Annotated in this window: 26 protein-coding genes; 12 read left to right on the top strand and 14 right to left on the bottom strand. The window is 70.8% G+C overall.

Going from position 1 to position 22,896, the window contains the following annotated elements:
- Positions 1 to 131: 131 nt before the first annotated feature.
- The 14 genes from NUG20_RS10830 to NUG20_RS10895 form a co-directional block, all read right to left on the bottom strand.
- Complete coding sequence (locus NUG20_RS10830; protein WP_263398309.1) at positions 132 to 788, bottom strand: tetratricopeptide repeat protein; 657 nt, start codon at positions 786 to 788, stop codon at positions 132 to 134.
- A complete protein-coding gene (locus NUG20_RS10835; protein WP_263398310.1) occupies positions 782 to 1,267 on the bottom strand; it encodes a cytochrome c-type biogenesis protein in 486 nt (161 codons plus the stop codon). Before NUG20_RS10835 ends, NUG20_RS10830 begins: the two co-directional genes overlap by 7 nt.
- A complete protein-coding gene (locus NUG20_RS10840; RefSeq protein ID WP_263398311.1) occupies positions 1,264 to 1,806 on the bottom strand; it encodes a DsbE family thiol:disulfide interchange protein in 543 nt (180 codons plus the stop codon). The genes NUG20_RS10835 and NUG20_RS10840 overlap by 4 nt, the downstream gene beginning before the upstream one ends.
- The gene (locus NUG20_RS10845) at positions 1,803 to 3,788 is read right to left on the bottom strand and encodes a heme lyase CcmF/NrfE family subunit (RefSeq protein ID WP_263398312.1); all 1,986 of its coding nucleotides are present in this window, start codon (positions 3,786 to 3,788) and stop codon (positions 1,803 to 1,805) included. The genes NUG20_RS10840 and NUG20_RS10845 overlap by 4 nt, the downstream gene beginning before the upstream one ends.
- A gap of 55 nt (positions 3,789 to 3,843) precedes the next feature.
- Entirely contained in the window at positions 3,844 to 4,320 is a 477-nt protein-coding gene (ccmE, locus tag NUG20_RS10850) for a cytochrome c maturation protein CcmE (protein WP_263398313.1), read from the bottom strand.
- The gene (gene ccmD, locus NUG20_RS10855; protein WP_263398314.1) at positions 4,304 to 4,519 is read right to left on the bottom strand and encodes a heme exporter protein CcmD; all 216 of its coding nucleotides are present in this window, start codon (positions 4,517 to 4,519) and stop codon (positions 4,304 to 4,306) included. Before ccmD ends, ccmE begins: the two co-directional genes overlap by 17 nt.
- Complete coding sequence (ccmC, locus tag NUG20_RS10860) at positions 4,516 to 5,319, bottom strand: heme ABC transporter permease CcmC (RefSeq protein WP_263398315.1); 804 nt, start codon at positions 5,317 to 5,319, stop codon at positions 4,516 to 4,518. Before ccmC ends, ccmD begins: the two co-directional genes overlap by 4 nt.
- Positions 5,320 to 5,330: 11 nt before the next feature.
- Entirely contained in the window at positions 5,331 to 6,659 is a 1,329-nt protein-coding gene (locus NUG20_RS10865) for a S8 family serine peptidase (protein ID WP_263398316.1), read from the bottom strand.
- The gene (locus NUG20_RS10870) at positions 6,656 to 7,300 is read right to left on the bottom strand and encodes a zf-HC2 domain-containing protein (protein WP_263398317.1); all 645 of its coding nucleotides are present in this window, start codon (positions 7,298 to 7,300) and stop codon (positions 6,656 to 6,658) included. The genes NUG20_RS10865 and NUG20_RS10870 overlap by 4 nt, the downstream gene beginning before the upstream one ends.
- On the bottom strand, positions 7,297 to 7,884 hold the full coding sequence (locus NUG20_RS10875; protein WP_263398318.1) for an RNA polymerase sigma factor: 588 nt from the start codon (positions 7,882 to 7,884) through the stop codon (positions 7,297 to 7,299). Before NUG20_RS10875 ends, NUG20_RS10870 begins: the two co-directional genes overlap by 4 nt.
- 66 nt (positions 7,885 to 7,950) lie before the next feature.
- A complete protein-coding gene (locus NUG20_RS10880) occupies positions 7,951 to 8,712 on the bottom strand; it encodes a TorF family putative porin (protein WP_263398319.1) in 762 nt (253 codons plus the stop codon).
- Positions 8,713 to 8,958: 246 nt separating this feature from the next.
- Positions 8,959 to 9,357 carry a c-type cytochrome gene (locus tag NUG20_RS10885; RefSeq protein WP_263398320.1) on the bottom strand — a complete coding sequence of 133 codons (399 nt, stop codon included), beginning with the start codon at positions 9,355 to 9,357 and terminating at the stop codon, positions 8,959 to 8,961.
- Positions 9,358 to 9,385: 28 nt separating this feature from the next.
- On the bottom strand, positions 9,386 to 10,705 hold the full coding sequence (locus NUG20_RS10890; RefSeq protein ID WP_263398457.1) for a cytochrome C: 1,320 nt from the start codon (positions 10,703 to 10,705) through the stop codon (positions 9,386 to 9,388).
- A gap of 102 nt (positions 10,706 to 10,807) precedes the next feature.
- Positions 10,808 to 11,413, bottom strand: coding sequence for a cytochrome b (locus NUG20_RS10895; protein WP_263398321.1), 606 nt, complete (start codon positions 11,411 to 11,413; stop codon positions 10,808 to 10,810).
- A 251-nt stretch (positions 11,414 to 11,664) separates the two neighbouring features.
- On the opposite strand from NUG20_RS10895, the gene NUG20_RS10900 reads away from it, so the two are divergent.
- The 12 genes from NUG20_RS10900 to NUG20_RS10955 all read left to right on the top strand — a co-directional run bounded on the left by NUG20_RS10900 (position 11,665) and on the right by NUG20_RS10955 (position 22,893).
- Positions 11,665 to 12,081: a sugar 3,4-ketoisomerase gene (locus tag NUG20_RS10900; RefSeq protein WP_263398322.1), complete on the top strand. Its 417-nt coding sequence runs from the start codon at positions 11,665 to 11,667 to the stop codon at positions 12,079 to 12,081.
- Between the two features lie 4 nt (positions 12,082 to 12,085).
- Positions 12,086 to 12,751, top strand: coding sequence for an acetyltransferase (locus NUG20_RS10905; RefSeq protein WP_263398323.1), 666 nt, complete (start codon positions 12,086 to 12,088; stop codon positions 12,749 to 12,751).
- 4 nt (positions 12,752 to 12,755) lie between these two features.
- Positions 12,756 to 13,715 carry a glycoside hydrolase family protein gene (locus tag NUG20_RS10910; RefSeq protein ID WP_263398324.1) on the top strand — a complete coding sequence of 320 codons (960 nt, stop codon included), beginning with the start codon at positions 12,756 to 12,758 and terminating at the stop codon, positions 13,713 to 13,715.
- A complete protein-coding gene (locus NUG20_RS10915; RefSeq protein WP_263398458.1) occupies positions 13,702 to 14,637 on the top strand; it encodes a GNAT family N-acetyltransferase in 936 nt (311 codons plus the stop codon). The genes NUG20_RS10910 and NUG20_RS10915 overlap by 14 nt, the downstream gene beginning before the upstream one ends.
- On the top strand, positions 14,634 to 15,749 hold the full coding sequence (locus NUG20_RS10920; protein WP_263398325.1) for a DegT/DnrJ/EryC1/StrS family aminotransferase: 1,116 nt from the start codon (positions 14,634 to 14,636) through the stop codon (positions 15,747 to 15,749). The genes NUG20_RS10915 and NUG20_RS10920 overlap by 4 nt, the downstream gene beginning before the upstream one ends.
- Positions 15,746 to 16,999, top strand: coding sequence for an O-antigen translocase (locus NUG20_RS10925; RefSeq protein WP_263398326.1), 1,254 nt, complete (start codon positions 15,746 to 15,748; stop codon positions 16,997 to 16,999). The genes NUG20_RS10920 and NUG20_RS10925 overlap by 4 nt, the downstream gene beginning before the upstream one ends.
- A complete protein-coding gene (locus NUG20_RS10930; protein WP_263398327.1) occupies positions 16,999 to 17,940 on the top strand; it encodes a glycosyltransferase in 942 nt (313 codons plus the stop codon). Before NUG20_RS10925 ends, NUG20_RS10930 begins: the two co-directional genes overlap by 1 nt.
- Positions 17,937 to 19,124: a hypothetical protein gene (locus NUG20_RS10935; RefSeq protein WP_263398328.1), complete on the top strand. Its 1,188-nt coding sequence runs from the start codon at positions 17,937 to 17,939 to the stop codon at positions 19,122 to 19,124. Before NUG20_RS10930 ends, NUG20_RS10935 begins: the two co-directional genes overlap by 4 nt.
- A complete protein-coding gene (locus NUG20_RS10940; RefSeq protein WP_263398329.1) occupies positions 19,121 to 19,978 on the top strand; it encodes a Wzz/FepE/Etk N-terminal domain-containing protein in 858 nt (285 codons plus the stop codon). Before NUG20_RS10935 ends, NUG20_RS10940 begins: the two co-directional genes overlap by 4 nt.
- 138 nt (positions 19,979 to 20,116) lie before the next feature.
- Positions 20,117 to 20,965 (top strand): class I SAM-dependent methyltransferase, encoded by an 849-nt coding sequence (locus NUG20_RS10945; RefSeq protein ID WP_263398330.1) that lies wholly within the window; start codon positions 20,117 to 20,119, stop codon positions 20,963 to 20,965.
- A 3-nt stretch (positions 20,966 to 20,968) separates the two neighbouring features.
- Positions 20,969 to 22,198 carry an amidohydrolase family protein gene (locus tag NUG20_RS10950; RefSeq protein ID WP_263398331.1) on the top strand — a complete coding sequence of 410 codons (1,230 nt, stop codon included), beginning with the start codon at positions 20,969 to 20,971 and terminating at the stop codon, positions 22,196 to 22,198.
- Positions 22,195 to 22,893 carry a class I SAM-dependent methyltransferase gene (locus tag NUG20_RS10955; RefSeq protein ID WP_263398332.1) on the top strand — a complete coding sequence of 233 codons (699 nt, stop codon included), beginning with the start codon at positions 22,195 to 22,197 and terminating at the stop codon, positions 22,891 to 22,893. Before NUG20_RS10950 ends, NUG20_RS10955 begins: the two co-directional genes overlap by 4 nt.
- Positions 22,894 to 22,896 lie beyond the last annotated feature (3 nt).

Raw genomic sequence — 22,896 nt, forward strand, 5'->3', positions numbered from 1 at the left:
GATCCAAGGCTTGCATGCGGGAGCGAACCCACATTGCGAAGCCATTCAATGCCTACATGCGCTGAAACAGGATCAAAAACCGCTCTCCGAGCAGGTGCGGCCGCCGGCGAAGGCACTCGGTCGAGCCAGCTTCAGCGCGTCGCAGCGCTCGTGGGGGCAGGCACCGCGGCCATCGCTTCGGCCGCGGCGATTTTCTGCGCCACCGCCTCGCGCAGCGGGGAAGCCTCGGGCAGCAGGCCTTGTAGGCGCCGCCAGTGCGCCGCGGCGTTGGCGTAGCGGTGCTGCTGGAATTCGCCGATGCCGAGCATCCACAGGGCGCGCTGGTTGTCCGGTTGCTGCGCGAGCACGCGCTCGAGCATGCCGTGCGCGGTCGCGCCGACGGCGAAGTCGGCTTGCTGCGCCATGTCCGCCTCGACCCAGCCGAGCAGCGCGTCGCTGTTGTCCGGATCGATTCGCAGCGCCTGCGCGTAGGCGTCGCGCGCTTCGGCGCTGCGTTTCGATTGCACCGCCAGGGCGGCCTTCTCCAGCCATTGCTGCAGTGCCCGCTGCGCCACGGCCGGGTCGGGCGCCGGTGGGGCCTGCACGGGCACGCCGGCAAGTGCGGCCGGGTCGCCGACCAGCAGATACAGGCCGGCGCTCGCCAGCGGCAGCGTCGCTGCCAGCAGCGCCGCGGCGGCGATGCGTAGCGTGCGCGCGCCCGGATGCCGGCGCAGCAGCGGCCACAGCAATGCGCTCAATGCGACGGCCACCATCAGCGTGGCGGCGACGCAGAAACCGGCCGTCACCATTGTTCTTCCGGCTCCTGTTCCGGCGGCGCGTGCGCCGCTGCGGCGGCCCGGCGCCGCAGCGTGGCCACGACCACGGCCGCGCCACCGAGCAGGAACAGCAGCGGACCGAACCACAGCAGCCAGGTGGCCGGCGCCAGCGGCGGGTCGTAGAGCACGAACTGCGAGTAGCGATCGACCATGTACTGCTTGATCTGCGCATCGCTGCGGCCGGCCTGCAATTGCGCGAACACCTGGTGGCGCAGGTCGCGCGCCAGCGTCGCGTTGGAGTCGGCCAGGTTCTCGTTCTGGCAGACCAGGCAGCGCAATTGCGCGGTCAGGCGCTGGAAGCGCAGTTCCTGTTGCCGATCCTGGAACGGCAACGGATCCACCGCCTGCGCCGCCGCCGGCAAGGCGTGGGCGAGCAGCAGCAAGGCCAGCAACGCCAGCCACGGTCTAGTCCATGGCCGGCCGCGTGGCGTCCGCGCGAATGGCCCGCTCATCGCTGCGCTCCGTCCAGCGCGGCGATCGCCGGGCGCAGTTCGTCGGCGATCACCGCAGGGGTCAGCACGCCGACATGCTTGTAGCGGATCACACCCTGGGCATCGATCAGGAAGGTTTCCGGGGCGCCGTAGACGCCGAAGTCGAGCGCGCGCTGTCCGTCCTGATCGACCACCACCAGCGCATACGGATTGCCGCGGTGCGCCAGCCAGGCGCGCGTGTCGCGCGGGTCGTCCTTGTAGGCGTAGCCGATCAGCGCGACGCCGAGGTCGTTGGCGTGCGCCAGCAGCACCGGGTGTTCCTCGCCGCAGGCCAGGCACCAGCTGCCGAACACGTTGAGCAGGTAGGGGCGGCCGTGCAAGTCGGCGCTGCCTGCGCGTTGCGCGGGATCGTCCAGGCGCGGCAGCGAGAACGCCGGCGCGGGTTTGCCGATCAGCGGCGAGGGCACCTCGTGCGGGTCGTGCGCGCGGCTCCAGTAGATGCCGAAGCCGAACAGCGCGGCCAGCAGCAGGAAGCCGAGCAGGGGCAGCAGCCGGCTCATGGCGCTGCGCCCGCCGCTGCCGGGGCGGCAGGCGCGACCAGGCCCTGGGCGTGCGCGACCGCGTGCGGCGCACGCAGCCGGCGCGCGCAGGCGCTGACGAACCCGCCGAGCATCATCAACAGGCCGCCCAGCCAGATCCAGCGGATGAAGGGTTTGTAGTACAGGCGCAGGGTCCAGGCGTTCTCGATGTGCTGGTCGTCCATCGGCTCGCCCAGCGCGACGTACAGGTCGCGGGTGACGCCGGCATCGATCGCCGCCTCGGTCTGGATCCGCTCGCTGGAATACAGGCGCTTCTGCGGATGCAGCACCGCCACCGTCGCACCGTCGCGGCTCACCGTCAGCGTGCCTTGCTCGGCCTTCCAGTTGGGTCCGTCGATCATGCGCACGCCGTCGAAGCGGAACGCGTAGCCGCCGATCTGTTCGCTCTGCCCGGGCGCCAGGCGCACGTCGCGCTCGATCGACAGGCTTTCCGACAGCAGCACGCCGGCCACGAATACCGCCACGCCGGCATGGGCCAGCAACATGCCGGCCAGTTCCGCGGGGAAACGGCGCCCGCGCGGCGCTTCGCGCAGGCGTTTGTACGCGTACAGCGCGGTGCCGACGCCGATCCACGCCGCGGCGGCGACCCCGGCCACCGCACGTGCCGAGCCGTCGGTCAGCACGAAGGCGACCAGTGCGCAGGCCAGCGCGGCCAGCACCGCGCGCACGGCCACCGCCTGCAGCGCGCCGGGTTCGGTCCGGCCCCAGCGCAGGTAGGGGCCGAACGGCAGCAGCAGCACCACCGGCAGCATCAGCAACGGGAACAGCAGGCCGAAGTAGGGGGGGCCGACCGAGACCTTGCCCAAGCGCAGCGCATCGCCGAGCAGCGGGAACAACGTCCCCAGCAGCACCATCGCCGCGGCCACGGTCAGCATCAGGTTGCCGACCAGGATCGCGGTTTCCCGCGACAGGGCGGCGAACGGCTTGCCAGCAGCCAGCCGCGGCGCGCGCAGCGCGTACAGCAGCAACGCACCGCCGACCGCCACGATCAGGAAGCCGAGGATGTACAGGCCGCGGCGCGGGTCGGCGGCGAAGGCGTGCACCGAGGTCAGCACGCCCGAGCGCACCAGGAAGGTACCCAGCAGCGACAGCGAGAAGGCGAGGATCGACAGCAGCAGGGTCCAGGCACCCAGCGCGCCGCGTTTCTCGGTGACCGCCTGAGTGTGGATCAGCGCCGCGCCGACCAGCCACGGCATGAAGCTGGCGTTCTCCACCGGATCCCAGAACCACCAGCCGCCCCAGCCCAGTTCGGCATAGGCCCACCAGCTGCCGGCGACGATGCCGGCGGTGAGGAAGCCCCAGGCGACATTGGTCCACGGCCGCGCCCAGCGCACCCAGGCCTGCTGTTGTTCGCCGCCGAGCAGGGCGGCGATGGCGAAGGCGAAGGCCACCGAGAAACCGACGTAGCCGGTGTAGAGCACCGGCGGATGGAACACCATGCCCGGATCCTGCAGCACCGGGTTGAGTTCGTTGCCGTCCAGCGGCATCGGCGACAGCCGCGCGAACGGGTTGGAGGTGAACAGCACGAAGGCCAGGAAACCGGCGGCGACTAGGCCGAGCACGCCGAGCACGCGCGCGGCGAACGCTTCCGGCAGGTGCCGGCTGCTGCGCGCCAGCAGCACCGTCCACAGATTGAGGATGGCGATCCACAGCAGCAGCGAGCCTTCGTGCGCGCCCCACACCGCGGCCAGCCGGTAGTACCAGGGCTGCGTCAGGTTGGCGTTGGCGGCCACGTAGCGCACCGAGAAATCCAGGCGCAGCAGCGCATACGCGAGCAGGGCGAAGGCCAGCCAGGCGAACAGCGCCTGCGCGCAGGCCGCCGGCCGCGCCACCGCCATCAACGCGCGATCGCCGCGCCAGGCGCCGAGCAGCGGCAGCACGCCCTGCGCCAGCGCCAGCAGCAGGGCCAGGATCAGCGCGAGCTGGGCCAGTTCGGCGGTCATCGCGGCAGGGCGGCCGAGTGCGGCCAGCGCAGCGTGGCGCGGCAGGGCGGCCGCATCATGGCGTTGCGGAGGTGGCGGCCGATGCGGAAACTGCCGCCGCGGTGCGACCCTCGTGGGCCTGCGCCATCGCGTCCTTCAGTTCCTGCGGCATGTAGGTCTCGTCGTGCTTGGCCAGCACCTCGGTGGCGACGAAACCGGCGCCATGCAGCGAACCGGTGGCGATCACCGCCTGGTTGTCGCGGAACAGGTCCGGCAGGATCCCGGTGTAGGCGACCGCGGTGGCGCCGGATTTGTCGATCACGGTGAACTCCACCCGCAGCGAATCGGCGCTGCGCCGGATCGAGCCGGCCTTGACCATGCCGCCGAGCCGGAACACGCGGTAGCCGTCGGCCTGGCCGGCCTGCACCTGGCTCGGCGTGAACAGGTAGCTGATGTTGTGCTGCAGGGCCAGCACGAACAGGCCGGTGGCGAGCGCGGCGGCGCCCAGCACCAGCAGCACGAGCAGCAGGCGCCGCTTACGGGTGGGATTCATCGGCGCTACCGGGCAAGCGGGAAGAGGCGCCGCGTTGGCGGCGCGCCTGTTCGCGCAGCACCTGCGCGCGCGTCTCGGCGAGCAGGCGCCGTTGCCGCCAGCGCGGCAGCAGCGTGTCCAGCAACAGCACCAGCAGGAACAGCGCGTAGGCCGTCCACACGTAGGCGGCATAGCCGCCCATCGCCCAGAAGCCACTCATGCCGCACGCTCCGCCGCCACGGCCGCGGTCGCCTGCGCCGCTGGCGGCACTGGGACGGCCAGCGCCAGCGCGCGCACCCAGCCCTTGCCGCGCTCCAGTGCCAGCAGGTCGGTGCGCATGCGCCAGAGCAGGCTGGCCAGGTAGTAGCACTTGCTCGCCAGTACCGCGGTCAGCAGCGGCCACAGCATCGCCAGCGGCATCTTCGACGGGCCGAGCACGCGCACCGTGGAGCCCTGGTGCAGGGTGTTCCACCAGACCACGGAGAAATGCACGATCGGCAGGTTGAGCAGCCCGACCAGCGCCAGCAGCGCGGCGGCGCGCGCGCCCTGGCGCGGATCCTCGATCGCGCGGTACAGGCCGATCACGCCCAGGTACAGGAACAGCAGCACCAGTTCCGAGGTCAGCCGCGCGTCCCAGGTCCACCACGTGCCCCACATCGGCTTGCCCCACAGCGAACCTGTGCACAGGGTGATGAAGGTGAACGCGGCGCCGATCGAGGCGGAGGCCATGCACGCCACTTCCGCCAGCTTCAGCCGCCAGACCAGGGCGACGAAGCCGGCCGCGCCCATCGCGACATAGACGAACAGGCTCATCCAGGCGCTGGGCACGTGGATGAAGATGATCCGGTAGGCGTCGTGCTGCTGGTAGTCCGGCGGCGCCAGCACCAGGCCGCCGTAGAACGCGACCGCGCCGAGCAGCAGCGCCGCGCCCAGCGCCCACGGCCGGATCGTGCCGGCGACGCGGTAGAACGTCGCCGGCGAGGCGAGCCGATGCATCCATTGCGGAATCCACTTGGCCATGGCCTTGACGCTCAGCGCGCAGTCGCGCGCGCGCGGGGCAGGGCCTGCACCGCGGCGGCGGCATCGACCTGCAGCAGGCCGTCGCGTTGCCGGCTGGTCCGCTGCAGCAGTTCGTGGACGCTGCGCGCGTCCAGCTGCGGCGCCAGCGCCAGCAGCAGCGCGACCACGCCGCTGACATGCGCGGTGGCCATCGACGAGCCGGAGGTGAAGTCGTAGCCGCCGTTGGGCTGGGTGGTGAGGATGTCCTCGCCCGGCGCGCTGAGCACGCCCGGCGGCGACTGGGTGGTGCTGCTGCTGGTGCGCACCACGATCACGCCCGGGGTGGCGTCGGGAAAGCCGTCCAGGCGGCCGTCCGGCGGCATCGCCGCGACCACGATGCGACCCTGCCGCAGCAACTGCTCGAGCAGCTTGCGCAGCAACGGGTCGGCCGGGCCGCCCAGGCTCAGGTTGACGATGCGCGCGCGGGTGTCGCCGATCGCCACCAAGGCCTTGGCCAGGGTGAAGGAATTGCAGCCGGCGCCGGCGCCGGCGCGCTGCGGATACCAGCAGGCCTTGTACACGTCGAGCATGGCCTTGGGCGCCATGCCGACGATGCCGAGACGGTTGTTGCTGCCGGCGGCGATGATCCCGGCCACTTCGGTGCCGTGGTGATCGCGATTGAACGCGGCGGGGTCGGCGCCGACCAGGTCGCGCACCTCGCGCAGCCGGCCCTGCAGGTCCGGGTGGGCGGTATCCACGCCGGTATCGACGATGGCCACGCTCACGCCCTGGCCCTGGCTCAGCACCTGCGCGGTGGCGGCGTTGGTCGCGGCGAAGCCGCTTTGCATGTCCACGTAGGGGTCGTTGTAGCGCAGCGCTTGCGCGGGCCTGGCCGGCGCGGGCGCGGGATCGGCGTAGGTGGCGAAGTCCTGCAGCGGCTGCGACAGGGCGACGCGTTCGTCCTTGGCCAGGGCCGCGAGCAGCGTGTCGCGCTCGATGCCCGGTGCCGGCTCCAGCACCACGCAGTACAGGCCGAGCGGCTTGAGCGGCCAGCCGGTCACCTGGCGCAGGCCGTAGCGCTGGGTCAGCGCGTCCAGCGTCGCCACCGCCTGGGTGCCGGCACCGTAGTACTTGGAAGAGGCATAGCCGATCAGGTTGGAGCCGGCATGCCGGCCCGGCGCGGCCATCGGGTTGGCCACCGCCAGCACGATCTGGCGCTGGCTGTCCAAGGCCGGCGAGGCGTCCATGGCAGGCGTCTTCGCCGGCGTCGCCGGGGCTGCGGACGCGCCGCCGCGGCCGCCATGGGCGCAGGCGCCGAGGGCGAGGCAGGCGACGAGCAGGCAGGCGCGACGCAGGTTCATGGGGCGGAAATCGGTTCCGCCAGGCGGATGCCGGGCGTCGCACGCAACTGCTGCACGCTGCGTTGCGGCTGCGCCGGCGAGCCGGCCTGGACCGGCACCACGGTGTAGGCGCCGGCGCCGTTGGGGCCGCCGACCACGCGCAGTTGCAGCTTGCGCAGCACCGCGTCCCAGTCGGCCAGGGTCATGCGCGCATCCGGCACCACGCGGATCGCGTCGCTCGCCAGCGGCTGCGCGGTGTCGCTGAGGGTGCGGTAGCTGGCGCCCTGGCTCTGGTCGCTGGCGGACAGCCTGACCCCGAGCACGCCCAGCCCGACCGCCTGCACCAGCGCCGCGGCGACCAGCGCCCGTGTGGTCCAGCTGGGGCGCACGCGCGCCGGCAGGCGCTGCGGCTCGGGCGCGTCGAGGCGGCCGAGCAGGCGCTGCAGTCCGGCTTCGGCATCCACCGGCACGTCGCTGGGCAGCGACATCGCCATGCGCAGCCGGCTCTGCTGCGCGAACTCGGCGCTGCAGAAGCTGCACTTGGCTAGATGCGCGATCAGCCACTCGTGTTGTTCTTCCGTGGCGCTGGCCTGCAGCACCCACGGCATCAGTTCCCAGGCGTGCGAGCACTCGTTGCCCGGCTCGTTGAAGCCTGTCTTCATGACGCGCTCTCCGTCAGAGGGGAAGCGCCGCCGGCCAATCCCGGCAGCACGTTGCGCAGCTTGACCCGGGCGTGGAACAGCCGCGCCTTGATGGTGCCCACCGGGCACTGCATGATCGCCGCGACTTCTTCCAGCTTGTGGCCCAGGCCGTAGACCAGTTCGACCACCATGCGCTGGTCGGCCGACAGCCGCTCCAGGCCCTTGCCCAGCCAGTCGCGCAGTTCGCGGTCCTCGTCCGGGTCGGCGGAGGAGGCGAAATGCTCTTCGGCGCTCACCCCGTCCTCGATCGCCTCGTCGCTGTGGTGGCGGATCGCCTTGAGCCCGCAGCGGTAGGCGATGCCCATGATCCAGGTCGAGACCTGCGAGTCGCCGCGGAAATCGCCGGCTTTCTGCCAGGCGATCCAGAAGCAGTCGTTGATCGCCTCCTCGATGATGTCCGGGCGCCGGGTCAGCCGCGACAGGAACCGGCACAGCCGCCCGTGGTAGTTGCGGTACAGGGTGGCCAGCGCATCGCGGTCGCCGCCGGCCATGCGCCGGAGCAGCATGCGGTCGGTGGCATCGCCAAGTGGATCGGTGTCGGTCATGGAGGGCTGGCTTGGCAACGGGCACCGGTATGTGCCGGGTCGGCACGGAAAGGTTGCGTGTGCGGATCAGAAGGCACGCGACACGGTGACCACCCACGGCCAGATCCCGTTGCCGCGCCTGGCGTAGATGCTGCGCGCATCGCTGAACACGCGGTCGATCTCCACGCTCCAGGCGCCGCCGTTCCACATCAGCCCGGCGTGGCCATAGCTGTAGTGGTCGGCGTAGTCCAGCCCGTACAGCGCCGGCGGGGCCTGGCTGATGCCGATCCCGGCCGACAGCGACAGCTGCCCCGGCAGCGGCTGGTGCACGGTGAGGTCGGCCGCGCCGTACCAGCGGCCGCGGTAGCTGTCGGGCAGCTCGAACGCGGCCAGCGACACGCTCAGCCGGTCCCGGTACGACCAGCCGAGGCTGGCCTCGTTGCGGTTGAACAGGCGGTTCATGCGGTTGCCGGGGTAGTCGTAGCGCAGCAGCCCGGCCTGCATCTGCCAGCTGTCGGACAGGGTCCAGCTGCGCGACAGCTCGATCGTGGTCAGCAACTGGTGGCCCGGCGCGTCCAGCGCGGTACTGGCGGACGCGCCCAGCGACCAGCCCGGCGCGGGCAGCCAATAGCCGGCGACCTGCAGGGACGGGGTGTCGGCGGTCACCGCGATGCCGCGATCGACCAATTGCGAACTGAGCCCGACCGCGCCGCCCAGCTTGGCGGCCAGCGCCGTGCCCGGCAGGCACAGCGCCGCCGCCAGCGCCAGCGCGCCGCGCAGCGGGCGCAGGCGCGCGACACGCTGCGCCAGGTCATCTGCGGGCGCGGTCATGCCGGTCAAGATGCCCATGCATGGCGGTCGCGGGCAGGGCGGTCGGGGACAGGGAGCCGGCGGCGGAAGGGGCGGTTGTGCACGGTCGCTCGATGGTCGCAGGTCGGATCGCAGAGGACGCTGGGCGCATGGCAGCGGCACCGCTGGAGCGCTCGCCCCGTGGACGATCGCCATTATCGGCATTGCGCACTGGCGGCGACACGGCACACACCCGGCGTCGGACGCCGGGTTCAGTTTCGACTATGCCGGGGCCGGGTGCCGACTTCAATGCAGGGAATTGAGATAGGCGATCAGATCTTCCAGTTGCTTGCTGTCGTCGAGCCCGTCGTACTTCATGTTGGCGCCGGGGATGCCCTTGGACGCCGGCTGGGACAGATAGCTGCGCAGCTTGTCGTCGCTCCAGGTCCACTGGGTCTTCTTCATCGCGTCCGAGTAGCGGTAGTCGGGCACGCTGCCGGCACTGCGTCCGACCACGCCGAACAGGGTCGGGCCCTTCTTGTTCTTGCCCGGCGCCGCGCTGTGGCATTCGGCGCATTCGGTGGCGAACACGCCGGCGCCGGGCAGGCCGCCGCCGGCATGCGCGGCGGGCGCGAGGGCGGCGCCGAGCGGCAGCAGGCTGGCCATCAGGGTGCACCACAGGGGAACTGCGTTGGCTGGTTTCATGACGATCCGTACGTGGGGGAAGGTGTGCTCAGAACGCCAGGCTCAGCGCCAGCGAGAACTGGTTCAGGTCGTGCGGGCGGGTCACCGGCAGGGCGCCGAACACGTTGCCGGTGGTGCCGTTGAACTTGCTGAAACGGAACCAGGTGGCGGACAGGCGCATATTGGCGATCGAGGTGAACGAGTCGTCCTTGCCGAACGGCGCCCAGGAGGCGCTGATCAGGTTGCTGGTGGTGTCCGGGGCGCCGTACGGGCTGTAGCGGAACGCGTCGTCCGAGCCGGTATTGATGAAGTGCGCCAGCAGCAGGCCGTAGCTCTGCTTGTAGGTGTAGCTGAGGTTGATCGACTGGTCGCGGATGCTGCCGCGGCGCAGCCCGGCCACGCTGGGGTCGGCCGGGTCGATCGCCGCGCTGCCGTAGCGGCGGCGCTCGTAGATGTTGAGATAACCGAGCTTGAGGATGTGCTCGCGGGTGCCCAGGAACTGGTAGTTCAGGTCGTAGCCCAGGTCGGTGAAGTCGTCGCGCGGACCGGTGCTGCGCGGCAGCTGGCGATGGGTGGTCAGGGCGACCACGCCGGCGGAGAAGAATTGCTTCTTCATGTCCTTCATGTAGCTCAGGCGCAGGTAGCCGGTGTCGCTGAGCTTGCCCGGGTCGCCGCCGACCGCGTAGCCGAGGTCGTCCTGGGTGGAGACCGGCAGCGCGTTGTAGGTGCCGATCTCGCCGTACCAGTTGCGGTCGTACACGCCGTAGACGCTGGTGCCGATCACCCGGTTGGACAGCGAGGACTGGTTGAGCAGGGTGGTGGAGCTGGCGTAGGCCGAGGCCGGCCCCAGGCCGGAGGCGTTGGGCAGCACGCCGATCGGGTCCTGGCTGCCGGGGTTGTTGTTGACGCTGACCCCGAGCAGCGCGTCCTTGCCGCCGAGCTTGAAGGTCTTGGCGACGAAGCGCAGGTCCACGTTGTCCAGCTTGGTGGTGAACTTGTCCTTGCCGTTGTTGGTGCTGGAGACCTTGATGTAGCCGCCGATGTTGTCGCTGATGCGCCCTGCCAGGTACAGGTCGCCCTCGCTGAGCTGGTTGTTGGTCTTGCCGCGTACCGGCACGCTGCGGGTGCCGATGAGCTGCGCAGAGACCGGGATCTTGGTGCCGTTGCCGTCGCTGTCGGTGTAACCGTTGAGCTTGAAGCGCATGCCGTACGGGGTCAGCGCCGGGCCGTAGGCGCCGATGTGGCAGTCCGCGCAGGAGGAGCCGGTCTGCCGCGCGAACGCCGGTACCGCCGCGGCGCGCGGGCTGACCAGCAGCAACAGCGAACCGAGCGTGGACCACAGCAGGACCTGCTCGGCGCCACGCAGCATGCCGGGACGGAAGAAGGAAGAAGGAGACGTGCTGGTCTGCATGCGATGGGTCCTTGAGCGGGTCGGCGCGGCGGCGGACGAGGGAAGGGCGTAAGGCGCGGCTCAGCCGCGGCGGAAGCGCAGCATTCGCCGCAGGGTGTCGTCGCGGCGCACGAAGTGGTGCCATAGCGCGGCACCGATATGCAGCAGGATCAGGCCGAGCAGCGCCCAGGCGGCATACACGTGCCAGGCGCCGAGCGTGTCGGCCAGATCCGGATCGGGGGCGACCAGTTCCGGCAGCGTGGCGGCGAACAGATGCACCGGCTTGCCCATGGACTGGCTCAGCGCCCAGCCCAGCACCGGCAGGGTCAGCAGCAGCGCGTACATGACCACGTGGGTGAGCCCGGCCAGCGCCCGCAGCAGCGGCGAGGGGGCATCGGGGTCGTGGCGTTTGCCCAGGCGCAGGCGCAGCGCGACGCGCAGGAAGAACAGGCCGAGTACGAACAGGCCGAAATGCCGATGCCCCTCCAGCAACCATTGGCGTACGGCGCGGCCATCGACCTCTTCGCGCAACAGGATCAGCCCTGCCGCCAACACCAGGCACAGCACGGTGAGCCAGTGCAGCACCACCATCGGCCGCGGCAGCGCCGCGCCTGCGGAGGTGCGCGGCGGATGCCCTGGCGCTTCGGAAAGGGCGAGATTGTCGTCGGCCTGCGTGGATGAAGTCATGGTGGCGTGCCCTGTCCAGGTCGTGTCGATGGAATGCGCGCTGCCGCTCGCGGCGTCGTGCGGCCACTGCCGAGCGCGCAGCGGGGCGGCGCAGTGGTGGTCGCAGATGGGTGCCGGGGGCGTGGCAAAAGGTTGCGTCGGCGTGGCGGCGGCCTTCGCATCGGCGTTGCGCGCGGCATGGCGCAACCTTTGCGCCGACCGGAAGCACTCAGCCTGGTAACTCCGCGTCGGAGTCCGTGTCGGACACATTCATGGCAATCGAACGAATCCAGTTGCGTACGCACGGCGACGAGCGCGGTCTGCTCGTGGCCCTGGAGCAGCAACGCGACGTGCCCTTCGACATCCGGCGCGTGTACTACCTGTTCGCGACCAAGCACGGCGTGCACCGCGGGCAGCACGCGCACCGCCATCTGAACCAATTGGCGGTGGCCCTGCATGGCTCGGTGTCGTTCCTGCTCGACGACGGCAGCGGACCGGTGCAGGTGGTGTTGGACGACCCTTGCCAGGGCCTGCTGCTCGGCAGCATGGTGTGGCGCGACCTGTACGATTTCAGCGCTGATTGCGTGCTGATGGTGCTGGCCGACCAGGTCTACGATCCGGCCGACTACATCCTCGACTACGACGAGTTCCTGCGCGAAGCCGCCGGCGAACGCAGGCAGGAGGCGTAGGGCCATGGCGAAACCGCTGGTCATCATCGGCGCGGGCGAATTGGCGCAGATCGCCTGCGAGTACTTCAGCCACGACAGCGACTACGAGGTGCTGGCCATCAGCGCCGAGCGCGACTACATCGTCGCGCCGACGCTGGCCGAGCGCCCGGTGGTGGCGTACGAAGACCTGGAGCGGCTGTACCCGCCGGGCGAGGTCGAGGCGTTCGTGGCGATTCCCGCCAGCGGCCTCAACCGCCTGCGCACGCGGTTCTTCCTCGACGCCAAGCGCCGCGGCTATCGCCTGGCCAGCTACGTCAGTTCGCGCGCCTTCGTCTGGCGCAATGCGCAGCTGGGCGAGAACTGTTTCGTGTTCGAAGGCAATGTGGTGCAGCCGTTCACCCGCATCGGCGACAACTGCATCCTGTGGAGCGGCAACCACATCGGTCACCGCACGGTGATCCACGACCACGTGTTCGTCGCCTCGCATGCGGTGATTTCCGGCTACTGCGAGATCGGCCAGAGCAGTTTCGTCGGGGTCAATGCCACCTTCAGCGACGGGGTCAAGGTCGCCGCGGACAACGTGATCGGTGCCGGCGCGCTGGTCACCCGCGACACCGAGCCGGGCCGGGTCTACGTCGGCGCGCCGGCGCGCGCGGTGGCCGGCAAGTCCAGCTTCGACGTGACGCTCTGACGCCATGTTCGATTGGAGCAAACGCGGCCTGGCGTTCGCCACCGCACGCGACGGCGTCGGCGGCTGGATGCGGCATTCGGCGCTGACGCCGACGCCGCATCGCCTGGACGCCGAGCTGATCCGCGTCTACGCCGGCTTCCGCGACGACGCCGGGATCAGCCGCATCGGCTACGTCGACGTGCGCGGCGACGATCCGACCCGGGTGGTGCGCGTCAGCGCCACGCCGGTGCTGGACATCGGCCGCGACGGCTGCTTCGACGACAACGGCATGATCCTCGGCGACGTGGTCGCCGCGCCGGATGGGCTGTACATGTTCTATGTCGGCTTCCAGCGCGTGGCCAAGGCCAAGTTCCTGGCCTTCACCGGGCTGGCGGTGTCCCGCGACGGCGGCGAGACGTTCCAGCGCCGCCAGGACACGCCGCTGCTGGATCGCGCGCCTGGGCGCAGCACCATCGCCGCGGTGCATTCGGCACGCTACAAGGACGGCCGCTGGCGGCTGTGGTACGCGGTCGGCGACGATTGGGAGCACATCGACGGCACGCCGTTCCCGCGCTACCACATCCGCTACGCCGAGACCGACGACCTGCAGGCGATCCCGCGCCAGGACACGCTGTGCCTGCAACCGCAGGGCAGCGAATACCGCATCGGCCGCCCGCGCGTGTACCGCCACCAGGGCGGCTACCTGATGTACTTCACCCGCGGCAACGTCGGCGGCGCGTATTTCCCCGGCGTGGCGCGCAGTGCCGACGGCCGCCACTGGCAGCGGTGCGACGACGCCTTCGGCCTGGCGCTTTCGCCTGGCGGCTGGGACGCGCGCACGCTGTGCTATCCGGCGCTGATCCGGCACCGCGACCGTGTGCTGATGTTCTACAACGGCAACGACATGGGCCGCGACGGCTTCGGCGTGGCGGTGGCGCCGCTGGCGCAGGGCGCAGGCGAGGGGAGTGGCGATGATTTCGGTTAGGCCCTATACCGCCGCCGACGCGCCGGCCTGGGACGCGTTGATCGCCGAATCCCGCAATGGCAACCTGCTGCACCGGCGCGGCTACATGGACTACCACGCCGAGCGCTTCGTCGACGCCTCGCTGCTGGTCGAACGCAGAGGTGCGCTGCTTGCGGTGTTCCCAGCCAATATCGAGGGCACGCGCGTGGTCAGCCATGCCGGGCTGAGCTATGCCGGGCTGCTGTCCGCGCATGGGCTGCGCGCGGCGGCGGCACTGGACGTGTTCGAGCAGATCGCCGCGCATTACCGCGCGCGCGGCGTGCACGAGCTGCTGTACAAGGCGGTGCCGCACCTGTTCCATGCGTCGCCGGCGGATGAGGATCTGTACGCGCTGCACCGGCTCGGCGCGCGCCTGCAACGCCGCGACCTGTCTTCGGCGATCGCCTTGCGCGAGCCGCTGCGCTTCGCCGCCGAACGACGGCGCTCGATCGGCAAGGCGCGCAGGGCCGGCCTGCGCGTTCAGCGCAGCGACGATCCGGCCCCGTTCCATGCGCTGCTGAGCGAGGTGCTGCAGCGCCACGACGCCACGCCCACCCACAGCCTGCAGGAACTGCGCCTGTTGTGCGGGCGCTTCCCGGAACAGCTGGTGCTGTACGAAGTGCGCGACGGCGAGAGCCTGCTGGCCGGCACGCTGCTGTACGACTTCGGTCGCGTGGTGCACACCCAGTACCTTGCTTGTTCCGAACAGGGCCGGCGCGTGGACGCGCTGAGCCTGCTGCTGGCCGAGCTGATCGAAGACCACTACGCGCAGCGCGAGTACTTCAGCCTGGGCATTTCCACCGAGCAGCAGGGCCAGGTGCTCAACGACGGCCTGGTCACGCAGAAGGAGCGCTTCGGCGCGCGCGGCGTGGTCCACGATTTCTACGCCTGGGACCTGCGATGAGCGTGCCGTTCCTGGACCTGCGCGCGCTCAACGCCCGCTATGCCGACGAACTAAAGGCCGCGGCGGCACGGGTCATCGACTCGGGCTGGTACGTGCTGGGCGAGGAGCTCGACGCGTTCGAGCGCGAGTTCGCCGCCTATTGCGGCACCGGGCATGCGATCGGCGTGGGCAACGGCATGGACGCGCTGAGCCTGATCCTGCGCGGCTACCGCGAACTGGGCCGGCTGTGCGACGGCGACGAGGTGATCGTGCCGGGCAACACCTTTATCGCCAGCTTCCTGGCGATCAGCGAGAACCGATTGCTGCCGGTGCCGGTGGAGCCGGATCCGGTCAGCTTCAACCTGGATCCGGCCAGCGTGGAGCGGGCGATCGGCCCACGCACACGGGCGATCATGGCGGTGCATCTGTACGGCCAGCTGGCGGACATGGCCGCGTTGCGGACGCTGGCGCGGCAGCATGGCCTGCTGCTGATCGAGGACGCGGCGCAGGCGCACGGCGCGCGCCTGCAGGGGCGCCACGCCGGCAGTTTCGGCGACGCCGCCGGCTTCAGTTTCTTCCCCGGCAAGAACTTGGGTGCGCTCGGCGATGGCGGCGCGGTCACGACCGACGACGCCGCGCTGGCTGCGCAGATCCGGATGCTGCGCAACTACGGGTCGGACATCAAGTACCGGCACCTGGTGCAAGGCGTGAACTCGCGCCTGGACGAAATGCAGGCGGCGCTGCTGCGGGTCAAGCTGCACTACCTGGATGCCGACATCGCCCTGCGCCGCGATGTGGCGCGGCGCTATCGCGCCGGTATCGCGCATCCGCAACTGCAGTTGCCGCAGGTGGCCGACGAGGCGGCTCACGCCTGGCATCTGTTCGTGGTGCGCTGCGCCCGGCGCGACGCGCTGCAGCGCCATCTGCTGGCCAGCGGCATTCACTGCGTGGTGCACTATCCGCAGCCGCCGCACCGGCAGCCGGCCTATGCCGCACTGAGCGGGCTCAGCCTGCCGCTGTGCGAGCAACTGCATCGCGAGGTGCTGAGCCTGCCGATCGACCCGACCCTGGATGCGGCCGCGGTGGAGCGGGTGATCGGCGCCTGCCTGGCGTTCGAGGCCAGCGCGGCATGAACGTGCTGCGCAGCGGCGTGTACAGCGGGGCGGCCACCGCGGCCAAGCTGCTGGCCGCGTTGCTGGTGCTCAAGCTGGTCGCGGTCTATGCCGGGCCGGCCGGCGTGGCCCGGCTCGGCCAGTTCACCAGCCTGATGTCGCTGCTGGCGGTGCTGGCCGGCGGCGGCATCGGCGCGGGCATCGTCAAGTACGTGGCCGAGTACCGCGACGATGCGCAGAAACTGGCGCGGCTGCTCGGCGCGGCGCTGGGCTATGCCTGCTGCGCCGCCTGCGTGATGGGGGTGGTCGCGCTGCTGTTCAGCCGCCAGATCGCGCAGCGCCTGCTCGGCGATCCGCAGTACCAGAGCCTGATCTGCGTGCTGGCCGTGGCCCAGCTCGGCATCGCCCTGGTCAACTACATCCTGGCCGTGGTCAACGGCTTCATGGACGTGCGCCGGCTGGCCTTCATCCAGGTCGCCGGCTCGGTGCTCAGCGTGCTGGTGGTGCTGTGGCTGTCGCGCTGGCTGCAGCTGTATGGCGCGCTGCTGGCGCTGGTGGCCGGGCAGGTGCTGTGGCTGTGCGCCGGGCTGCCGGCGCTGCGGCGCAGCCCGTACTTCCGCCGCGACATGCTGCGCATCCGCTTCGATGCGGAAATGACCCGGCGCCTGGCCGCGTTCTCGGTGATGACCCTGACCTCGGCGCTGCTGCCGCTGCTGGTCAACATCGGCGTGCGCGACCATCTGGCCGACACCTTCGGCTGGCAGCAGGTCGGCTACTGGCAGGCGGTGAGCAAGGTCTCCGAGGCCTATCTGCTGTTCTTCACCACGGCGATCAACGTCTATTACCTGCCCAAGCTGGCCGCGTTGCGCGATCGCGCCGGGCTGCTGCTGGAATTGCGCACCGCCTACCGCTACGTGCTGCCGGCGGTGATCGCATTGGCCGCGGCGATCTACCTGTGCCGGGATTGGCTCACGCGGCTGCTGTTCGCCGCCGACTTCGCCGCCGCCGCGCCGCTGTACGCGCCGCAGCTGGTCGGCGACGTGATCAAGATCGCTTCGTTCGTGCTGTCGTACCTGATGCTGGCCAAGGCGATGACGCGGCTGTTCGTGATCTCCGAATGCGTGTTCGCCGCCAGCTATCTGGGGCTGGTCTATCTGTTCACCGCGCGCATGGGCCTGATCGGGGCGGCATACGCGTTCGCGGTCAACTATGCGCTGTACCTGGCGTTCAACGTCGTGGTGGTGCGGCGCTATCTGGGAGGGTTGCGCTGATGGACGAACGCGGACTGCGCGGCGACATGCCGCTGGTGTCGGTGCTGGTGCCGGCGTTCAACCATGAACGCTTCGTGCAGCGCTGCCTGGACAGCGTGCTGGAGGATCCGTATCCCAACAAGGAGCTGGTGATCGTCGACGACGGCTCCAGCGACGCCACCGCCGCGCGCATCGCCGAATGGATCGCGCTGCACGGACAGCGCATCCCGGTACGGTTCTGGCCGCGCGAGAACCGCGGCATCGCCGCCACGCTGAACCATCTGGTGGCGATGGCCAGCGGCGAATTCCTGCGTCTGGGCGCCAGCGACGATTACCTGCTGCCGGGCGGCTTGGCCGCGCAGGTCGCCTATCTGCGCGCCGCGCCAGGCAAGACCGCGGTGATCGGCGATGCGGTGGTGGTCGACGCGGACGGGCGCCTGTTGCACCAGAGCAGCATGCGCGACCTGCACGGCGTGGACAAACGCCTGTACCTGAGCGACGCCGGCATCCGCCGCGCGGTGATCCGGCACTGGGCGGTGAGCGGGGCGGTGGCCCTGGTCCGGCGCAGCGCGCTGCAGGCGCGCGTGGCCTGGGACGAAGAGCTGCACATCGAGGACTGGGACTTCTTCCTGCGCCTGGTCGCGCGCGACGCGCTGGGCTTCATCGACGTCGGCGTCTGTGCGTACCGGCTGCACGGCGCCAACGCCAGCAGGACCCGGCACCTGCCCAGCCGCCTGGCCAATCTGACCGAGTCGCGGCAGGTGGCGCTGCGCCGCGCGGCGCTGTTCGATGCGCCGTGCCGCACGCTGCTGCATGCGCAGGCGCACTACATCGCGGCCAAGATCGCGTTCCTGCGGCGCCAGCCGGCGGTGCTGGGCGGGCACCTGCTGGCGCATGCCTGGCTGTCGCTGCTGGCGCGCCTGCGGCCGGCCGCCGCGGCGCCGCTGGCCGAGCGCGCATGAAACGCCTGCTGCGCCTGCCGTCGAGCTATTTCGGCCTGCCGCTGCTGTTCAGTTGCGCGCTGACCCTGCTCAGCTTCGATCTGCCGCCCGGCTATTCCGCCGGCATCGCCTTGCTCGCCGCCGCGGCCGCCACGACGCTGCTGCTGGACGCGCTGCACGGCATCCGCCTGCCGTCGCTGGCTGCGTTTCGCGCGCGTCGCTATGCCGGCACCCGCGAGGCCTTCGTCGCGCTGTGCCTGGCCGCGCTGGTCGGCGTGTTCTGCGTGCTGGACCTGGCGCTGTTCCCGATCCCGCTGTTCACCAATCCTTCCGCCTATGCCGACCTGACGCCGCTGCATTCGCACGTGCGGCACCTGTCCAACATGTGCTGGATCCTGCCGCCGATCGGGCTGCTGTGCGTGCGCGACAAGGCGCTGCGCAACGCGATGATCGTCGCCGGCTTCGTGTTCCCGGTGCTGGTGATCGACCGCAACCGCATCTTCGCCGCGTTGTTCAGCTTCGCGCTGCTCCTGCTGCTGCGGCGCGATCCGGCGCGGCCGGTGCCGTGGAAGGCCATCGTGGCGTTGCTGGTCGCCGGCGGCGCGGCGTTCTCGCTGCTGGGCGCGCTGCGCTCGGGCTCGCTGGACTCGGTGACGCTGCCGTTCAGCGCGCTCTATCGCGCCGCGCCGCAAGGCATCAAGTGGCTGCTGCTGTACATCGGCGCCGGCCCGTACAACTTCGGCGCGATGCTGGCCAAGGACTACGTCAATGCCAGTTTCCTGGTCAACCAGCTGGTGCCGCTGAGCGGTTCGATCGCCACCGCCGGCACCGGCATTCCGCTGGATGCGCCGAACATCAACGTCGGCACCGAATTCTTCCCGTTCCTGCTGGCCGGCGGCGCCGGCGCCGCGCTGGCCGCGATGCTGGCGCTGTACGCGGCGCTGCTGTGGAGCGTGCGCCTGCTCGGCAGCACGGTGTCGCTGTTCAACCTGCTGGTGTTCCTGCGCATCGCCTATGCCTGCCTGATGTCGCCATTCGCGCCGCAGGCGTTCACCTGGACCAACGCCGGCTTCATCGCGCTGTGCCTGGTCCTGCACGCCGGCAGCGCGCTGCTGCCGAACCGCCGCGCGGCGCTGGCGGCTGCGCCGGGCAGGGCGGGGCAGGCGCCGTCGCCACCTTTTTCTCCGGGAACTACCTTGCCATGAAAGAAGACGAAATCTACCTGATCGACCTGTGGCGGATCCTGCGGCGCGAATGGACGTGGTGCGTGCTGCCGCTGCTCGTCGCGCTGGCGCTGGCGTTCGCCTTCCTGCATGTCGCCACGCGCCAGTGGCAGGCCACCGCGTGGGTACAGGTCGGCGAGTTCGGCCCGACCCCGGCCGGGCGCGATCCCAAGCTGGAGCCGTTCCAGCGGGTGATCGAGCGGATCAAGACCCGGCTGTTCCAGGACCAGGTGCTGCAGAGCCTGGGCCTGCCGTTGAACGGCCGCGAGGCCGCGCTGTACCGCGGCAGTCTGAAGCTGGACCCGGATCCCTATGCCAACCTGATCGAGCTGAGCCTGCGCGCCGATTCGGCGCAGCAGGCGCGCGCCCTGGCTGCGGCGACGACAGCGCAGTTGCAGGCGTTGCATCGGCGCATCCAGGCCGTGCCGATGCAACAGACGCGCGAACGCCTGCAGGACATCGACAGCGAACTCGCCGCGACCCAGGCCGAGCGCGCGCGCCTGCTGCAACAGCAGGCAGAAGGCAAGGGCAGCGTCGAGCGGCAATTGCTCGGCGACATGCTGCTGTCGGAGAAGAACACGACCATCCGCAGCCTGAAGTCCGAGCGCGACGACCTGCGCGCCCGGCTCGGCGCGCGCTATACCTACGACACCTCCGCGCCATGGGCGGCCTACGTGCCCGAACGCCCGGCATTTCCCAATCCGGTGCTGGTACTGGCGGTGGGACTGATGCTGGGCGTGGGACTCGGCGTGTTCGCCGCGATCGTCCGCAACGCGCTGCGGCGCCGGCAGGTGGCACGCATGCCGCAGCCTCAGCAGGCCCTTAGCGGCGCATAAGCGCCAATACGCACCACGCCGCTCACGGCGATTCAACCAAACCGCCCGCCACCCGCACTCACTGGCATACCGTGCGATCCGCGCTTGCGGCCGGCACGGCAATTCCCGACGACGACGGCAGGCGAGTGGAGAGTGGATGTGACTGCGAATGGCAAGCCCGGCACCGCTGCGCGCGCGGCGACGATCGATCCGGCGCTGCTGCTGGAGACCCAGCGCGCCTTCGATAGCGTTGCCGCCGACTACGACGGCCCGCGCGGCAACAACGAGCTGATCCAGCGCATGCGCACCACCCTGTGGGACACGGTGGCCGCGCAGTTGCCGGTCGGCGCGCGGCTGATCGACCTGGGCTGCGGCACCGGCCTGGACGCCCACGAGTTCGCGCAACGCGGCTATCGGGTGCTGGCCACCGACTGGTCGCCGCAGATGGTGGAGCGCACCTGGCAGCGGGCGCAGGACCCGGCCTTGCAGGGACGGCTCAGCGCGGCGCACGTCGGCATCCAGCAACTGGACCGCATCGACGGCGAGTTCGACGGCATGTATTCCAACTTCGGCCCGCTGAACTGCGCGCCGGACCTGCCCGCGGTGGCCGCCGAATGCGCGCGCCTGCTGCGCCGCGATGGGCGCCTGGTGTTCTCGGTGATCGGACGCCTGTGCCCGTGGGAAGTGGGCCACTACGCGCTGCGCGGGCGCTTCCGCCGCGCCGCGGTGCGTGGCGCGCGCGGGGTCACCGCGGTGGGCATGAACGGGCACACGATCTGGACCTGGTATTACCTGCCGCGCGAGTTCTACCGCGCCTTCTCCGCGCATTTCGAACTGGAATCCTATCGCGCGCTCAGCCTGTGCCTGCCGCCGCCGTACCTGGTCGACCACTATCGCCGCCACCCGCGCTGGGGCGAACGCCTGGGCCGGCTGGACGACCGCATCGGCGGCTGGCCGCTGCTGCGCGACATGGGCGATCACTTCCTGATCGTGATGCGCAAGCGCTGAACGATGCGCGCGCTTTCCGCTGCCGCCGAAGTCTGCCTGCACGGCTCGCGCCTGGCCACGCCGGCCGGCGCGCTGCGCGCGTCCCTGGCGTTGCGCGGCGCGCGCATCGCCGCCGCGCCGGCCACTGCGGCGTACCGGATCGCGCTGCACGGGCACCTGGTGTTTCCGGGGCTGATCAATGCGCACGAGCACCTGCAGGTCAACGCGGTGCCGCCGCTGCCGCAGACCGCGCCGTTCGCCAACAGCTACGCGTGGATCGAGGCATTCGCTGCGCATTTCCGCGATCCCGCCGTCGCCGCCGCGCTGCGGCTGCCCAAGGCGCTGCGCCTGCGCCACGGCGCGCTGAAGAATCTGCTCGCCGGCGTCACCTGTGTCGCCCACCACGATCCGTGGCATGCCGAACTGGACGCGGCGGACTTCCCGGTCGCGCTGCTGCGCGAGTTCGGCTGGAGCTACGCCTTGCATGGACCCGACTACGGCCCGCCGCTGGCGCAGAGCTTCTCCGCGACCGCCGCCGACCGTCCGTGGATGATCCACCTGGCCGAGGGCACCGATGCGATCGCCGCCGGCGAACTGGCCGAACTGGACCGGCGCGGCTGCCTGGCCGCCAACAGCGTGCTGATCCACGGCGTGGGCCTGAGCGCGGCCGACATCGAGCGCGTGCTCGCCTGCGGCGCCGCCGTGGTGTGGTGCCCGTCGAGCAACCTGGCGCTGTTGGGGCGCACGCTGGATCCACGCCGGCTGTACGCGGGCGGGCGCCTGGCGCTGGGCAGCGATTCGCGCCTGAGCGGCGCGCGCGACCTGCTCGAGGAACTGCAGGTGGCCGCCGCCAACGGGCTGGATGCCGGGCAGGCGCTGGCGCTGGCGACTACCGCCGCCGCGCGCATCCTGCGCCTCCCCGGACGCGGCAGTCTCGCGGTCGGCAGCGCCGCGGATCTGCTGATCGTCGGCGACCGCGGCGGCGACCCGGCGCATAGCCTGGTCGGCCGTGCACGCAGCGAACTGCGCGCGGTGGTACGCGACGGGCGCCCGCGCATCGCCGATCCCGATTTCGCCGACTGGTTCGAGGCCACCGGCGTGGCGGCGGTGCCGGTGACGCTGGACGGCGTGCCGAAGCTGCTGGCCGCGGAGCTGGCCGACCCCGCATTGCTCGCGCTCGAACCCGGGCTGGAGCTGCAGGGCGATGCGCTTCGCACGGCCGAGCCGTCCGCCCTGCAGGCACGCCGCGCATGAGCGCCGTGCCGATCCTGGACCCGCTCGAGGCCTATGCGCTGTGGGCGGCAAGCTATCCGGCGCACGCGCACAACCCGGTGATGCAGGCCGAACAGCGGGCCATGCTGGCGCTGTTGCCGCCCGCGCTGCACGGCCAGCGCGTGCTCGATGCCGGCTGCGGCAGCGGACGCTATCTGCTGCATGCGCTGCAGCGCCACGCCGCGCACGCCACCGGCGTGGACCTGTCGCCGCAGATGCTCGGCCGCGCCGCGCGCGAACTGGATGCGGCCGGCGCCGGCAATCGCTACACGCTGCGCGAAGGCAGCCTGGACGCACTGCCGGTGGCCGATGCCGAGGCCGACCTGAGCATCTGCGCCCTGGCCGTCGGGCATCTGCCGCACCTGCAGCCGGCGCTGGCCGAACTGCACCGCGCCACCCGCCCGGGCGGCAGCGTGCTGTGCAGCGACGTGCATCCGATCGGCCACGCGCTGGGCTGGAAGCGCGATTTCAAGGCCGCTGGCCAGCGCTACGCGGTGCGCCATACCCAGCACCTCTACAGCCACTGGCATGCGGCCTGCGCCGCGCTCGGGCTGGCGATCGAGGCGGTGCGCGAACCGATGCTCGATCCTGCCGACATTCCCGCCGGCGCGCACTTCGATCCTGCCGCGCTGCAGGTTCCGGTGGCGCTGGTGTTCCGGCTGCGGCGCCTGCCGTGAGCC

Origin of the sequence: Xanthomonas sp. CFBP 8443, from assembly GCF_025666195.1 — a bacterium.
Classification (GTDB): Bacteria; Pseudomonadota; Gammaproteobacteria; order Xanthomonadales; family Xanthomonadaceae; genus Xanthomonas_A.

Bases quoted from the DNA above. Each gene is read 5' to 3' on its own strand.
- ccmC (WP_263398315.1), bottom strand. From the start codon at position 5,319: ATGGCCAAGTGGATTCCGCAATGGATGCATCGGCTCGCCTCGCCGGCG.
- NUG20_RS10930 (WP_263398327.1), top strand. From the start codon at position 16,999: ATGGACGAACGCGGACTGCGCGGCGACATGCCGCTGGTGTCGGTGCTG.
- NUG20_RS10900 (WP_263398322.1), top strand. From the start codon at position 11,665: ATGGCAATCGAACGAATCCAGTTGCGTACGCACGGCGACGAGCGCGGT.
- NUG20_RS10885 (WP_263398320.1), bottom strand. From the start codon at position 9,357: ATGAAACCAGCCAACGCAGTTCCCCTGTGGTGCACCCTGATGGCCAGC.
- NUG20_RS10875 (WP_263398318.1), bottom strand. From the start codon at position 7,884: ATGACCGACACCGATCCACTTGGCGATGCCACCGACCGCATGCTGCTC.
- NUG20_RS10955 (WP_263398332.1), top strand. From the start codon at position 22,195: ATGAGCGCCGTGCCGATCCTGGACCCGCTCGAGGCCTATGCGCTGTGG.
- NUG20_RS10840 (WP_263398311.1), bottom strand. From the start codon at position 1,806: ATGAGCCGGCTGCTGCCCCTGCTCGGCTTCCTGCTGCTGGCCGCGCTG.
- NUG20_RS10910 (WP_263398324.1), top strand. From the start codon at position 12,756: ATGTTCGATTGGAGCAAACGCGGCCTGGCGTTCGCCACCGCACGCGAC.
- ccmE (WP_263398313.1), bottom strand. From the start codon at position 4,320: ATGAATCCCACCCGTAAGCGGCGCCTGCTGCTCGTGCTGCTGGTGCTG.
- NUG20_RS10950 (WP_263398331.1), top strand. From the start codon at position 20,969: ATGCGCGCGCTTTCCGCTGCCGCCGAAGTCTGCCTGCACGGCTCGCGC.
- NUG20_RS10865 (WP_263398316.1), bottom strand. From the start codon at position 6,659: ATGAACCTGCGTCGCGCCTGCCTGCTCGTCGCCTGCCTCGCCCTCGGC.
- NUG20_RS10835 (WP_263398310.1), bottom strand. From the start codon at position 1,267: ATGAGCGGGCCATTCGCGCGGACGCCACGCGGCCGGCCATGGACTAGA.
- NUG20_RS10890 (WP_263398457.1), bottom strand. From the start codon at position 10,705: ATGCTGCGTGGCGCCGAGCAGGTCCTGCTGTGGTCCACGCTCGGTTCG.
- NUG20_RS10935 (WP_263398328.1), top strand. From the start codon at position 17,937: ATGAAACGCCTGCTGCGCCTGCCGTCGAGCTATTTCGGCCTGCCGCTG.
- ccmD (WP_263398314.1), bottom strand. From the start codon at position 4,519: ATGAGTGGCTTCTGGGCGATGGGCGGCTATGCCGCCTACGTGTGGACG.
- NUG20_RS10870 (WP_263398317.1), bottom strand. From the start codon at position 7,300: ATGAAGACAGGCTTCAACGAGCCGGGCAACGAGTGCTCGCACGCCTGG.
- NUG20_RS10830 (WP_263398309.1), bottom strand. From the start codon at position 788: ATGGTGACGGCCGGTTTCTGCGTCGCCGCCACGCTGATGGTGGCCGTC.
- NUG20_RS10925 (WP_263398326.1), top strand. From the start codon at position 15,746: ATGAACGTGCTGCGCAGCGGCGTGTACAGCGGGGCGGCCACCGCGGCC.
- NUG20_RS10880 (WP_263398319.1), bottom strand. From the start codon at position 8,712: ATGGGCATCTTGACCGGCATGACCGCGCCCGCAGATGACCTGGCGCAG.
- NUG20_RS10940 (WP_263398329.1), top strand. From the start codon at position 19,121: ATGAAAGAAGACGAAATCTACCTGATCGACCTGTGGCGGATCCTGCGG.
- NUG20_RS10895 (WP_263398321.1), bottom strand. From the start codon at position 11,413: ATGACTTCATCCACGCAGGCCGACGACAATCTCGCCCTTTCCGAAGCG.
- NUG20_RS10905 (WP_263398323.1), top strand. From the start codon at position 12,086: ATGGCGAAACCGCTGGTCATCATCGGCGCGGGCGAATTGGCGCAGATC.
- NUG20_RS10920 (WP_263398325.1), top strand. From the start codon at position 14,634: ATGAGCGTGCCGTTCCTGGACCTGCGCGCGCTCAACGCCCGCTATGCC.
- NUG20_RS10915 (WP_263398458.1), top strand. From the start codon at position 13,702: ATGATTTCGGTTAGGCCCTATACCGCCGCCGACGCGCCGGCCTGGGAC.
- NUG20_RS10845 (WP_263398312.1), bottom strand. From the start codon at position 3,788: ATGACCGCCGAACTGGCCCAGCTCGCGCTGATCCTGGCCCTGCTGCTG.